This is a genomic window from Pseudomonas putida, assembly GCF_016406145.1.
Lineage (GTDB): Bacteria > Pseudomonadota > Gammaproteobacteria > Pseudomonadales > Pseudomonadaceae > Aquipseudomonas > Aquipseudomonas putida_E.
Genome location: NZ_CP066306.1, coordinates 1143585 through 1156561, shown reverse-complemented (window position 1 = coordinate 1156561; position 12977 = coordinate 1143585). Strand labels below are relative to the sequence as shown.

9 protein-coding genes and 1 tRNA gene are annotated in these 12977 nt (G+C 62.2%); 7 read left to right on the top strand and 3 right to left on the bottom strand.

Translation table 11 applies throughout. The annotated features are described in order from the left end of the window. The first annotated feature begins 75 nt into the window (after positions 1 to 75). A complete protein-coding gene (locus JET17_RS05305) occupies positions 76 to 966 on the top strand; it encodes an alpha/beta fold hydrolase (RefSeq protein ID WP_012312970.1) in 891 nt (296 codons plus the stop codon). A 118-nt stretch (positions 967 to 1084) separates the two neighbouring features. After that, positions 1085 to 1158: transfer RNA gene (locus tag JET17_RS05300), tRNA-Gly, on the top strand. Between the two features lie 92 nt (positions 1159 to 1250). Here JET17_RS05300 and JET17_RS05295 read toward each other — a convergent pair. Continuing rightward, positions 1251 to 2318 carry a glycerophosphodiester phosphodiesterase gene (locus tag JET17_RS05295; RefSeq protein WP_012312969.1) on the bottom strand — a complete coding sequence of 356 codons (1068 nt, stop codon included), beginning with the start codon at positions 2316 to 2318 and terminating at the stop codon, positions 1251 to 1253. Positions 2319 to 2431: 113 nt separating this feature from the next. Here JET17_RS05295 and JET17_RS05290 point away from each other — a divergent pair, with 113 nt between their 5' ends. Next, positions 2432 to 3445, top strand: coding sequence for a DUF4917 family protein (locus JET17_RS05290; protein ID WP_012312968.1), 1014 nt, complete (start codon positions 2432 to 2434; stop codon positions 3443 to 3445). Between the two features lie 31 nt (positions 3446 to 3476). On the opposite strand, the gene JET17_RS05285 is transcribed toward JET17_RS05290, so the two are convergent. Continuing rightward, the gene (locus JET17_RS05285; RefSeq protein ID WP_012312967.1) at positions 3477 to 4706 is read right to left on the bottom strand and encodes a class I SAM-dependent methyltransferase; all 1230 of its coding nucleotides are present in this window, start codon (positions 4704 to 4706) and stop codon (positions 3477 to 3479) included. A gap of 99 nt (positions 4707 to 4805) precedes the next feature. Further along, a complete protein-coding gene (locus JET17_RS05280; protein ID WP_012312966.1) occupies positions 4806 to 5423 on the bottom strand; it encodes a TPM domain-containing protein in 618 nt (205 codons plus the stop codon). 186 nt (positions 5424 to 5609) lie between these two features. Here JET17_RS05280 and bglX point away from each other — a divergent pair, with 186 nt between their 5' ends. The 4 genes from bglX (at position 5610) to JET17_RS05260 (ending at position 12665) form a co-directional block, all read left to right on the top strand. Then, entirely contained in the window at positions 5610 to 7901 is a 2292-nt protein-coding gene (gene bglX, locus JET17_RS05275) for a beta-glucosidase BglX (RefSeq protein ID WP_012312965.1), read from the top strand. A gap of 82 nt (positions 7902 to 7983) precedes the next feature. Continuing rightward, positions 7984 to 9741, top strand: a complete 1758-nt coding sequence (locus JET17_RS05270) for an ATP-binding protein (protein WP_012312964.1) — start codon at positions 7984 to 7986, stop codon at positions 9739 to 9741. Beyond that, positions 9735 to 11069, top strand: a complete 1335-nt coding sequence (locus JET17_RS05265) for a sigma-54-dependent transcriptional regulator (protein ID WP_012312963.1) — start codon at positions 9735 to 9737, stop codon at positions 11067 to 11069. The genes JET17_RS05270 and JET17_RS05265 overlap by 7 nt, the downstream gene beginning before the upstream one ends. Before the next feature lie 276 nt (positions 11070 to 11345). Beyond that, complete coding sequence (locus tag JET17_RS05260) at positions 11346 to 12665, top strand: MFS transporter (RefSeq protein WP_042111891.1); 1320 nt, start codon at positions 11346 to 11348, stop codon at positions 12663 to 12665. Positions 12666 to 12977 lie beyond the last annotated feature (312 nt).

Here is a 12977-nt window from a genome sequence, read left to right as displayed (position 1 = left end):
GCAAATGCCTACCTGTCATAAAGAACGTGCACCCTAGGTGACGCGAACACCCTTTTTGCGCCAGGAGTCGATGACATGAGGCCAGAAATCGCTGTACTTGATATCCAAGGTCAGTATCGGGTTTACACGGAGTTCCATCGCGCGGATGCAGCCGAGAAGACGATCATCCTGATCAATGGCTCGCTGGCCACCACGGCTTCGTTCGCCCAGACGGTGCGTAACCTGCACCCACAATTCAACGTCGTGCTGTACGACCAGCCCTACTCGGGCAAGTCCAAGGCGCACAACCGCCAGGAACGCCTGATCAGCAAAGAAGACGAGGCGCATATCCTGCTTGAGCTGATCGAGCACTTCCAGGCCGACCACGTGATGTCGTTCTCCTGGGGCGGTGCCTGCACCCTGCTGGCGCTGGCGCACCAGCCTCGTATAGTGAAAAAGGCGGTGGTCAGCTCGTTCTCGCCGGTGATCAACGAACCGATGCGCGACTACCTGAACCGTGGTTGCCAGTACCTGGCTGCCTGCGATCGCTACCAGGTCGGCAACCTGGTCAACGACACCATCGGCAAGCACCTGCCATCGCTGTTCAAGCGTTTCAACTACCGGCATGTCAGCAGCCTGGACAGCCACGAGTATGCGCAGATGCACTTCCACATCAACCAGGTGCTGCAGCATGACCTGGAACGGGCACTGCGAGGCGCGCGCAACATCGACATCCCGGTGCTGTTCATCAACGGCGACCGTGACGAGTACACCACCGCAGAAGACGCTCGCCAGTTCGGCAACCATGTCGGCAAGAGCCACTTCACGGTGATCCGTGATGCCGGGCACTTCCTGGACATGGAGAACAAGACGGCCTGCGAAGCCACCCGCAGCGCGTTGCTCGGCTTCCTCAAGCCGACCGTGCGCCAGGCACGGGCACGCACCCCGTTCAACGCCAGCCAAGAGCAGCATGCATGGGCCATCTGAGTGCATCGGCGCCCTGTAGCCATGGCCTGCAGGCTACGGGCGCCGACAGTTTTTTTCACCGGTTTATAACGAGGGCTTCTAATTCCGGGCAGGTTCTGGTAAAAAGTCGGGCGCAGACGCGGGTATAGTTTAATGGTAGAACAGTAGCTTCCCAAGCTTCCGACGAGGGTTCGATTCCCTCTACCCGCTCCACACCGCATTCTCGCATGGCGTTCAACCAACGTCATCGCTGCCCTTGAGGCGAAGATCATCCGCAAGCCGCCCTGCTTGCCGCCTTCAACAGCTCAGTACCCCAGCCTTTTCAGCAAACCCGACTCGCTTTCAGCCGGGCGATCATAAAAGCGCAGTAGCGCACCCGCCCTGTTGGTAAAGATCCCATCCACCCCTGCCTTCATGCTTGCGGCGAAGTCCTGCGCGTCATCGAGCGTATAGACGTGCACCAGCAGCCCGCGCTCATGGCTGGCCTGGTTCATCCATGGCTGAATGAGATCGGCATAGCTCTGTTCGCCCAGCTTGCTGCGCTTGGCAGAAGGCCCGGTACCGATCGCACCGCCCTGCTTGGCGAAATCCAGCCAGCGCAGGAACTCAGCCCGGCTCTTCGGTTGCTGGCGTGCATAAAAGGCGGCCTTGTCGCTTTCGCCTGAATCCGCGAAATCTTGTCCCGAGGCCGGTGCGATGGCCTTGGTACCCACCCACAGCAGCAGAATCTTCGGTACCTGCGGCATCGCCTCGTGCAGCAACGCCAGGCTGTTGCGATCGAATGTCTGCAGCACCACGCGCCCAGGCCGGTCGAGCCAGCCACGGGCCTCCAAGCGCTCTTCGAGCTGCTGTTCAATGCCTGGAAACTGGCTGGGAACCTTGGTCTCGATGTACAGACCGGGCTGGCGCTGCGGGTTGCCTTCGGCAATATCGATGACTTCGTCAAGGGTAAGGATCGAGAGTTTGGCGAACGATGCCCTGGCACGTGCCGGGTAGGCGCTGTTGAACCAGCTGCCGGCGTCCAGGGACTTGAGCTCGGCGAGGGTAAACGCACTCACCGGGCTGTGTTTGCGCTCGGGGAAACGCTCGGCGACATCGCTAGTACGTGACAGCTCATCATCGTGGACCACAACCAGCACGCCGTCACGCGTGCGCTGCAGGTCCAGTTCCAGGTAGTCGGCGCCCAACTCGCGGGCCAACAGGTAGGCGGGCCTGGTTGATTCCGGTGCGTGGTAAGAGGCGCCGCGGTGAGCGATCACGGCCGGGTATGGTATGTCGTGGGCTCCGGCGAGGGCTTTGCCGTCCGCTGCCAGGGCCACTGAGGCCGGCCCCAGAGATGCCAAGGCCAGCATCCCGATCAAACAATTGCGCATGTGAAGTCCTCTTTCATTCTGCGAACCTTGTCGTGGCTGTGGCGCAACCCTCGCACACATTGCATGACATGCTAAAGTCGCCACCGTTTCCCGCTCCAGCGAATGGACCCATCATGCCCGCACTAGACGCCCACCTCGCCACCTGGCAGGAACTCGCCCAACGCCACCCCTGCGATGCCCTGCTACTGGGCAACGGCGCCAGCCGCATGCTGTGGAAAACATTCGGCTATTTCTCGCTGTTCGAGGAGGCCCAGCGCGCCGGCCGCAAGAAAGGCCTGGCGATCAGCGACCAGGCCTTGTTCAAGTCCTTGGGCACCGAATTGTTCGAGCCGGTGCTGAGCACGCTGAACCAGACTGTGCGCGCCAATGCCGCCCTGGCGATCAACTCTACTGCGCCGCTGAACCGCTACTACTCGATCAAGGAAGCGCTGATCCACGCCGTGCGTACCGTGCACCTGCCATGGCCAAAGATGCCAGCGACAACCTTGGCATCGATCAACCAAGCCTTGCGCGGCTACCGCAGTGTCTATACCAGCAACTACGACCTGATCCTGCCTTGGGCAGTGCAGTACGCACCCCAGGGCTTCGCCACGCTGTTCGATGAACAAGGCTTCTTCGACGTACGCCGCACCCGCAGCGAAGGGACGCGTGTGCTGCATTTGCACGGCGGCCTGCACCTGCTCAAGCTGCCCGACGGTACCACCCGTCAGCGCAGCGCCGAAAGCGCCGAGCTGCTGGACGGCTTCGCCGTGAACATTCCGGGTGAAGTACCGCTGTTCGTCAACGAAGACCGTAGTGACGAAAAACTGCGCGCCATCCGCAACTCGGATTACCTGGCTTGGTGTCTGGGCCAGTTGGCACAGGAAAACCAGGGGCTATGCCTGTTCGGGCAGCACCTGGACAGCAGCGACCAGCATCTGCTCGACGCCATTCGCCAGGCGCGGCCGCGCCATCTTTCGATTGCCATAAGGCCGTTGAGCGAGGCTTCGGTGGTCAATCAGAAGCAGCACTTTGTGGACCGCTTTGGTGATCTGGCGGGGACAGCGCTGCATTTCTTTGATGCGGGTACGCATCCGTTGGGGTTGGCGGAGTACGCGGTTAAGATGCCAGTGCATGCAGAACACTGACAGGCGCTCGGGGACGAGCGCCACAGCCGACTTACGCTGAGATGGGGGGAATCAACCCGTCGTTGCGCAACAACGTCTCCAGGCAATGCTCCTGCACCCCATAAAACGCTTTCAGTTGCGCAATCTTCTCCAGCAGCGCTTGCGCCGCTACGGGCTGCTTGCGCTTCACCGCAAGAATCATCTTGTTCTTGTTGGTGTGCTCAAGCGAGATGAACTCGAACACCTTGGTCTCGTAACCACAGGCTTCCAGATACAGCGCGCGCAAGCTGTCGGTGAGCATCTCCGCCTGCTGCCCCAGATGCAGGCCATATTGCAGCATCGGCTGTAGCAAGCCCGGGCTGTGCAGTTGCGGGCGAATCTGCTTGTGACAGCACGGCGAGCACATGATGATCGCGGCGTTGCAACGGATTCCGGTGTGGATCGCGTAATCGGTAGCAATGTCGCAGGCATGCAGGGCGATCATCACCTCGATGGCCTCGGGTACTACGCTGCGTACGTCACCGCATTGAAACTCCAGGCCTGGGTGCTGCAGACGCGAAGCCGCTGCATTGCACAAATCGACCATGTCCTGACGCAGCTCCACCCCTGTCACCTGCGCTGCGCGGCCCAGGCTGTTGCTCAGATAGTCGTGCATGGCGAAGGTCAGGTAGCCCTTGCCTGAACCGAAATCGGCTACCCGAAGCACCTGGTCAGGCGGCACCGGCGCATTGGCCAGTGCGTGATCGAACACTTCCACGAATTTGTTGATCTGCTTCCACTTGCGCGACATGGACGGTATCAGGGCGCCTTGCGCGTCAGTCACGCCCAGATCGCGCAGGAAGGGCCGCGACAGTTCCAGGTAGCGCTTCTTCTCGCGGTCGTGGCCCGTGCCGGCAGCAGCCTCGCGCGGCGCCTGGGCACCGTGGCGCTGGAGCATCGGTTTGCCCTTCTTGCTGAAGGTCAGTTGCACTTCGCCGTCGGCGTCGAACAGGTGGGCGTTGCGAAAGCTCTGCCCCAGCAGCTCGGCGATCAGTGCCTGGGCCTGGTCCAGCGGCACGTTACGGGTGATGTCGCGGGTCTGGTGGCGGTAGACCAGCGACAGGTTGGGCTGCCCTTTTACCTGCACCGGCTTGGCGATGATCCGCTGCAGGGTCTGGTCGGCGCCGACATGGCGCGCCAGCACCAGTTTGACCAAAGTGTTGCCGTGCAAGACAGCGCTCAGCAGGTCGAGAAACTGGGCGCGCGCATCCGGCGCGGTAGAAGCGGAAGTACTGGCGGACATGGAAAACAGGTGCCTCGGATAGCGGTGAGCGCGTTGCGCAATGCCGCGCATTCTACGTTGATGCCTGGCTCAGGCGAAGGTTTTCGCGATGGGCGTGGTTCACTCTAGAATCACCAGACGGTTCGGCAGCTCGTTGCGTGCGTGGGTGCGCGGCACGTGCTCGCACAGCCGTTCACCGCAGGCGTCGATGCACTCGACAAAACCCTCCACGGTGCGGCCCTGGCGCACCTGCTCGGCAAAGCGGGCGCCAATCACTGCACGTGTGTCAGCATCGAGATAGCAATCGATACCTTGATCGACCAGGATCTCCACATGCAGCTCCACCTCGGCCACGAAGATCAGCACCCCGGCCCCCTTGGCCGTGCAATGCAGGTTCTGCTCGCGAAACTGTTGCCGGGCCAGGCGCGATGCCTGCCAGCGGCGCAGCGCAGGGGGGATCAACCAAGCGTTCAAGCGTGGGGCGCGTAGCAGCACACACAGGCCGATGAACAGCAGCACGTTGGCCACCAGCAGCCCGTGCCCTCCGGGCCAACCCAGCAGCAGTTGCATCAGGCCCGGCAACACCAGCGCCAGCACCGCGGCCCAGAACAGCGGAAGGTAAGCGTAATCATCGGCACGCCGAGCCAGCATGGTCACCAGCTCGGCATCGGTGCGCCGTTCCACGCGCGCTATGGCCTCAGCGATCTGGCGCTGCTCGTATTCGTCGAGGGGAGTCATGCCTTCGGTCTCTGATCGTTTTTATAGTTGTTGTCCCGGCACTCGGGTGATCCTCAGCGAGCGACATAATCAGGCATAATCCGCCGCTGGAATTAATGCCGGTAAATCGTACAACAATAGCCGCCTGAAAACTTCGGCCGCGCACGTATCACCGTGGATACGGCACAGGCCTCGACAACGGAATTCATGATGAAACTGTCTTTGCTGGGCCTGGCCTTGGGCCTTGCCAGTCAGGCGGCCCTCGCCGCCCCCACCGCCCCGCCCCTGCAGGACAAGCAGGCATTCATCGAGCATCTGATCAGCCAGATGACCGAGGCTGAAAAGATCGGCCAGCTGCGCCTGATCAGCATCGGCCCGGAGATGCCACGCGACAAGATCCGTGAAGAAATCGCGGCAGGCCGTATCGGCGGTACCTTCAACTCGCGCACAGCCCCTGAGAACCGGCCCATGCAGGACGCAGCCATGCGCAGCCGCCTGAAGATTCCGATGTTCTTCGCCTACGACACCATCCACGGCGAGCGCACCATTTTCCCGATCGGCCTGGGGCTGGCTGCCACCTGGGACATGGACGCCATCGCCAAGGTCGGCCGCACTTCAGCCATCGAAGCCGCCGCCGACGCTCTGGACATGACCTTTGCGCCCATGGTCGACATCGCCCGCGACCCTCGCTGGGGCCGCACCAGCGAGGGCTTCGGTGAGGACACCTACCTGACCTCGAGGATCGGCCAGGCGATGGTCCGCTCGTTCCAGGGCAGCAGCCCGGCCAACGCCGACAGCATCATGGCCATCGTCAAGCACTTCGCCCTGTATGGCGCGGTGGAAGGCGGGCGCGACTACAACACGGTCGATATGAGCCTGCCGAAGATGTACAACGACTACCTGCCGCCCTACCGCGCCGCGCTCGACGCCGGTGCCGGCGGGGTGATGGTGGCGCTGAACTCGATCAACGGCGTGCCGGCCACCTCCAATACCTGGCTGATGAACGACCTGTTGCGCAAGGAGTGGGGCTTCAAGGGCGTTACCATCAGTGACCACGGCGCCATCCAGGAGCTGATCCGCCACGGCGTGGCCCATGATGGTCGCGAAGCGGCCAAACTGGCGATCAAGGCCGGCATCGACATGAGCATGAACGACACCCTGTACGGCGAAGAGCTGCCCGGGCTGCTCAAGTCAGGCGAGGTCACCCAAGCCGAACTGGACCAGGCCGTGCGCGAAGTACTGGGCGCCAAGTACGAAATGGGCCTGTTCAAGGACCCGTACGTGCGTATCGGCAAGGCCGAAACCGACCTGAAGGATTACTACGGCGAAGACCGATTGCACCGTGACGCCGCGCGCGACGTGGCGCGCCGCAGCCTGGTGCTGCTGGAAAACCGCAAGCAGACCCTTCCGCTGAAAAAAGCCGGCACCATTGCCTTGGTCGGCCCGTTAGCCGATGCGCCGATCGACATGATGGGCAGCTGGGCTGCCGACGGTAAGCCGATGCACTCGGTCACCGTGCGCGAAGGCCTGCGCCGCGCCGTCGAGGGCAAGGCCAAGCTGGTCTATGCCAAAGGCTCCAACGTCACTGGCGACAAGGCGATCGTTGATTACTTGAACTTCCTCAACTTCGATGCCCCGGAAATCGTCGACGATCCGCGCCCGGCCGCGGTGCTGATCGATGAAGCGGTCAAGGCAGCGAAGCAGTCCGATGTAGTGGTGGCGGTGGTGGGTGAATCCCGTGGCATGTCCCACGAGTCGTCCAGCCGCACCACCCTGGAGATCCCGGCCAGCCAGCGCGAGCTGATCAAGGCCCTGAAAGCCACTGGCAAGCCGCTGGTACTGGTGCTGATGAACGGCCGGCCGCTTTCGATCGCCTGGGAACGCGAACAGGCCGATGCCATCCTGGAAACCTGGTTCGCTGGCACCGAGGGCGGCAATGCCATCGCCGACGTGCTATTCGGTGACTACAACCCTTCGGGCAAGCTGGCCATCACCTTCCCGCGTTCAGTCGGGCAGATCCCGATGTACTACAACCACACGCGCATTGGCCGCCCGTTCACCCCTGGCAAGCCGGGCAACTACACCTCACAGTACTTCGAAGAGCCAAACGGCCCGCTGTACCCGTTCGGTTACGGCTTGAGCTACAGCACCTTCGAGCTGTCGGGGCTCAACCTGTCACACAAGGACCTCAAGCGTGGCGAGACGCTGGAGGCCAAGGTGACGGTGAAGAACACCGGCAAAGTTGATGGCGAGACCGTGGTCCAGTTGTACCTGCAGGACGTAGCGGCATCCATGAGCCGCCCGGTCAAGGAACTTAAAAACTTCCAGAAAGTGATGCTCAAGGCAGGTGAGTCGCGGACCTTGGCCTTCCGCATCAGCGAAGAAGACCTGAAGTTCTTCAATGGGCAGCTGCAGCGGGTGGCTGAGCCTGGCGCGTTCAATGTCCAGGTCGGGCTGGACTCAGAGGCCGTGCAGCAAAAGAGCTTCGAACTGCTGTAACCGGTCTGCAAGCCTTACCGCCCTATCGCTGGCTTGACGGCGATAGGGCGGTACTTATACCCCCTTCATCCGGACCTGCCCCATGCAATTTTCCTTTCGCGCCCTGCGTTTGGGGCTGATCACCCTGCTGATCCTGGCCGGCACCGCGCTCAGTGCCGGCTGGGCCATGCAGCAGGCCAAGCGTCAAGCCATGGAGGATGACGCCCGCCGCGCCAGCCAACAGTTGGGGCTGTACGCTACGTCGCTGCATACCCTCATCGAACGCTATCGCGCCCTGCCCGCCGTCCTGGCGCTGGACCCGGAACTGATCCAGGCACTGCGCGGCCCGATCAGCGAGCAGGTACAGGATGCGCTCAACCGCAAGCTCGAACGAATCAATGGTGCAGCCAATTCCTCCACCCTGGAGCTGCTCGACCACACCGGGCTGGCCGTGGCGGCCAGCAACTGGCGCTTGCCCACCACCTACGTAGGCTCCAACTACGGCTTTCGTCCGTATTTCAAGCAAACCCGCAGCCAGGGCAGCGGCCGCTTCTATGCCGTGGGCGTGACCAGCGGCGTGCCGGGGTATTTCCTGTCCAGTGCAGTCACCGACGAACAAGGGCGCTTTCTCGGAGCCATGGTGGTCAAGCTGGAGTTTCCCGAACTTGAACGCGAGTGGCGCCAGGGCAGCGACATCCTGCTGGTCAGCGACGCACGCGGCATCACCTTCATCGCCAACCAGGACGGCTGGCGTTACCGCGAGCTGCAACCGCTCAGCGGGCCCGATCGGGCAGAGCTCGCCGAGACCCGCCAGTACGACAAGCAGCCGCTGGTACCGCTGCAGCATCAGGTGCTGACCCGTTTCGCCAGCAACAGCACCCTCAGCCGCGTGCAGGGGCCTGATGGGCCTGCCGAGTACCTGTGGGAAAGCCTGCCGCTGGAAAGTGAAAACTGGACCTTGCACCTGCTGCGCAAACCACAACTGGCCGCTGATGGCCGTAACGCAGCTTTGGGCGCAGCTGCCGCGTGGCTGAGTTTGGTGTTCGCCGCGCTGTTCGTCAGCCAGCGCCTGCGCCTGGCCCGCTTGCGCCAGCGCAGCCGCGAAGAGCTCAAGCGCCAGGTCGAGGAGCGCACCCGCGAACTGCGTACCGCCCAGGAGGGCCTGGTGCAGTCGGCCAAGCTGGCCGCACTGGGGCAGATGTCAGCGGCCATGGCCCACGAGATCAACCAGCCGCTGACGACCCAGCGCATGCAGCTGGAAACCCTGCGCCTGCTGCTTGATCACGGCCGCTACGACGAGGCACGCGCGGCGCTTGAACCGCTGGAACAGATGCTCACGCGCATGGCCGCGCTCACCAGCCATCTGAAAACCTTCGCCCGCAACAGCCCGGTCGGCCTGCGCGAGCGGCTGGACCTGGCGACCGTTGTCGATCAGGCCCTCCATCTGCTGGACACACGCATCCGCAGCGACGAGGTTGAAGTGGCCCTCTACCTGGCGCGCCCGGCATGGGTACGCGGCGATGCGATCCGCCTTGAGCAAGTGTTGATCAACCTGCTGCGCAACGCCCTCGACGCCATGGCCGACAAACGTTACAAACGCCTGGAAATCCGCATCGAACCCGAGCACGATCAATGGCGATTGAGCGTGCTCGACTCAGGCGGCGGGATTGCCGAGACCGACCTGGCCAGGGTGTTTGACCCCTTCTTCACCACCAAACCGGTGGGTGAAGGGCTCGGCCTGGGCCTGGCGATTTCCTATGGCATCATCCATGAGGCCGGCGGCCAGTTGCAGGCCGAAAACCTGCCAGGCGGTGCGCGCCTGAGCCTTACCCTGCCCCGCGACCTGGAGCCTGTATGTTGAATTCAGTGATCGTTGTCGATGATGAAGCCAGTATTCGCAGCGCCGTCGAGCAATGGTTGAACCTGTCCGGTTTCAACGTGCAGTTGTTCGCCCGCGCCGAGGACTGCCTGGCTCAGTTGCCCTGTCATTTTCCAGGGGTTGTCATCAGTGACGTGCGCATGCCGGGCATGGGCGGCTTGCAGCTGCTCGAGCGCCTGCAGGCCGATGATCCGGACCTGCCGGTCATTCTTCTGACCGGGCATGGCGATGTGCCGATGGCGGTCGAAGCCATGCGCAACGGCGCCTACGATTTCCTGGAAAAACCCTTCACCCCACAGCACCTGCTCGGGAGCCTGCGCCGCGCGCTGGAGAAGCGCCAGCTGGTGCTGGAGAACCGCCGCCTGCATGAGCAGGCAGACCTCAAATCGCGCCTGGAATCCACGCTTCTGGGTATGTCACAGGGCCTGCAGCTATTGCGTCGGCAGGTACTGGACCTGGCCAGCCTGCCGGTCAATGTACTTATCCGCGGCGAAACCGGCAGCGGCAAGGAACGCGTGGCCCGCTGCCTGCACGACTTCGGCCCGCGTGCCAGCAAGCCCTTCGTGGCGCTCAACTGTGCAGCCATCCCTGAATCGCTGTTCGAAGCCGAACTGTTCGGCCACGAAAGCGGTGCCTTTACCGGCGCCCAAGGCAAGCGCATCGGCAAGCTCGAATATGCCCACGGCGGCACGGTTTTCCTCGATGAAATCGAGAGCATGCCACTGGCCCAGCAGGCCAAGCTGCTGCGGGTGATCCAGGAGCAGAAGCTGGAAAGGCTGGGGGCCAATCAGAGCATCAGCGTCGACCTGCGAATTATCGCTGCCACCAAGCCCGACCTGCTCGAAGAGGCACGCGCCGGGCGTTTTCGCGAAGACCTGGCCTATCGCCTGAATGTCGCCGAACTACGCCTGGCACCGTTGCGCGAGCGGCGCGAGGACATCCCGCTGCTTTTCGAGCATTTCGCTCATGCCGCAGCACAGAAGCTCGGCCGCTCAGCCCCGCCGTTGTCGGGTATGCAACTGGCGCAGCTGCTGTCACATGACTGGCCGGGCAACGTGCGGGAGCTGGCCAATGCCGCCGAACGCCACGCGCTGGGCTTGGGTTCGCCGAGCCTTGACAGCTTGCCTGCAGGCCAGTCTTTGGTTGAGCAGATGGAAGCGTTCGAGGCGCAATGCCTGCGAGCGGCATTGCGCCTGCACAAAGGCGAAATCAAAGGCGTGATGCAAGACTTGCAACTGCCCAGGCGCACCCTCAACGAAAAGATGCAGCGCCATGGGCTGGTACGCGAGGATTTCGTTGTAAGGGAATGAGCGGAAATCCGCCTATTGGCTTATCTCAATAAGCAAAAATCCGCTCACTTTCACTCTTTTTCATAAGCTGCCCCTGCAGTTCATCACGTGCAAGCCCACGCCGATGAAACTGCGGGCGGCCAGCGGCAGCGCGGTTCCCATGGGCACGGCACGCCCGCGAAGGGCGCGACGCGCCCTCAAATGAATCACAACGCACCCGTTTGGCACACCTTCTGCAATCTCGCTGGCAAGCTGCGCTTCAGCGCGCTCCACAAAAACAACGAGAAGGTATCCCTGATGGATAACGCCACCTCCCTGCCAACCGGGGCAGCCGTCGCGCCCGCCGCAGAAAGAACCACCGCCAGCCGCCTCAAGTCGATTTTCAGCGGTTCCATCGGCAACATGGTCGAATGGTACGACTGGTACGTGTACGCCGCATTCTCGCTGTATTTCGCCAAGGCCTTCTTCCCGGCCGGCGATTCAACCGCACAACTGCTCAACACGGCCGCCATTTTCGCCGTGGGCTTCCTCATGCGCCCGATCGGTGGCTGGCTGATGGGCCTTTACGCCGACCGCAAGGGGCGCAAAGCCGCGCTGATGGCGTCTGTGCTGCTCATGTGCGCAGGCTCCCTGGTCATCGCCCTGACCCCGGGTTACGAAACCATCGGCGTCGCCGCCCCCGTCCTGCTGGTCATCGCCCGCCTGCTGCAGGGCCTGTCGGTAGGGGGTGAATATGGCACCTCGGCTACCTACCTCAGCGAAATGGCCAGCAAGGAGCGCCGTGGTTTCTTCTCCAGCTTCCAGTACGTGACCCTGATCTCCGGCCAGCTCATCGCCCTGGCGGTGCTGATCGTTCTGCAGCAGACGCTGACCACCGAGCAACTGTATGCCTGGGGCTGGCGCGTACCGTTCGTGATTGGCGCGCTGTGCGCGGTGGTCGCGCTGTACCTGCGCCGTGGCATGGAAGAAACCGCCTCGTTCACCAAGAAGGAAAAGGCCAAGGAAAGCCTGATGCGCACCCTGATGCGCCACCCCAAGGAACTGATGACCGTGGTCGGCCTGACCATGGGCGGCACCCTGGCCTTCTATACCTACACCACCTACATGCAGAAGTACCTGGTCAACACCGTAGGCATGAGCATCAGTGATTCGACCACCATCTCGGCGGCCACACTGTTCCTGTTCATGTGCCTGCAGCCGATCATCGGCGGCCTGTCGGACAAGATCGGCCGTCGCCCGATCCTGATTGCCTTCGGCGTGCTGGGCACCCTGTTCACCGTACCGATCCTCAGCACCCTGCACACCATTCAGACCTGGTGGGGCGCGTTCTTCCTGATCATGGCTGCGTTGATCATCGTCAGCGGTTACACCTCGATCAACGCCGTGGTCAAGGCCGAACTGTTCCCCACCGAGATTCGCGCCCTGGGCGTTGGTCTGCCTTACGCCCTGACCGTCTCGATCTTCGGCGGCACCGCAGAATACGTAGCCCTGTGGTTCAAGAGCGCCGGCATGGAGAGCGGTTTCTACTGGTACGTCACGGCGTGCATCGCTTGTTCACTGTTGGTGTATGCGACCATGAAGGACACCAAGCAGCATTCGCGGATTACTACTGACTGACAGTGATCCTGCGGTTTGAAAAGGGGCGCCCCAGTAACTGGGCGCCCCTTTTTTTTGGTTGCTCGCAAAGCCTTTGTGATGTCGCTGGTTGCATGGCTTGAGTGTTCTGGCGCCCTTGACACTCACCCGACAGCCCACCAAATCCCCGCCTTAACCCCGAATTAATACCGCTGCTGCATCCTGCGTAGGCTGGAGAGCCCAATTGCACTCCGGAACGCATCCCTGGCGTTGCCGGGCCGTACCAAGTGCGAAGTGACAATCGGCGCGCCAAGAAACATCTGATAATTCGATTATTTAACGCCAACTTTTGCG

Coding starts and splice junctions, on each gene's coding strand:
- JET17_RS05270 (WP_012312964.1), top strand. CDS start 7,984: ATGCAATTTTCCTTTCGCGCCCTGCGTTTGGGGCTGATCACCCTGCTG.
- JET17_RS05265 (WP_012312963.1), top strand. CDS start 9,735: ATGTTGAATTCAGTGATCGTTGTCGATGATGAAGCCAGTATTCGCAGC.
- bglX (WP_012312965.1), top strand. CDS start 5,610: ATGATGAAACTGTCTTTGCTGGGCCTGGCCTTGGGCCTTGCCAGTCAG.
- JET17_RS05290 (WP_012312968.1), top strand. CDS start 2,432: ATGCCCGCACTAGACGCCCACCTCGCCACCTGGCAGGAACTCGCCCAA.
- JET17_RS05285 (WP_012312967.1), bottom strand. CDS start 4,706: ATGTCCGCCAGTACTTCCGCTTCTACCGCGCCGGATGCGCGCGCCCAG.
- JET17_RS05295 (WP_012312969.1), bottom strand. CDS start 2,318: ATGCGCAATTGTTTGATCGGGATGCTGGCCTTGGCATCTCTGGGGCCG.
- JET17_RS05305 (WP_012312970.1), top strand. CDS start 76: ATGAGGCCAGAAATCGCTGTACTTGATATCCAAGGTCAGTATCGGGTT.
- JET17_RS05260 (WP_042111891.1), top strand. CDS start 11,346: ATGGATAACGCCACCTCCCTGCCAACCGGGGCAGCCGTCGCGCCCGCC.
- JET17_RS05280 (WP_012312966.1), bottom strand. CDS start 5,423: ATGACTCCCCTCGACGAATACGAGCAGCGCCAGATCGCTGAGGCCATA.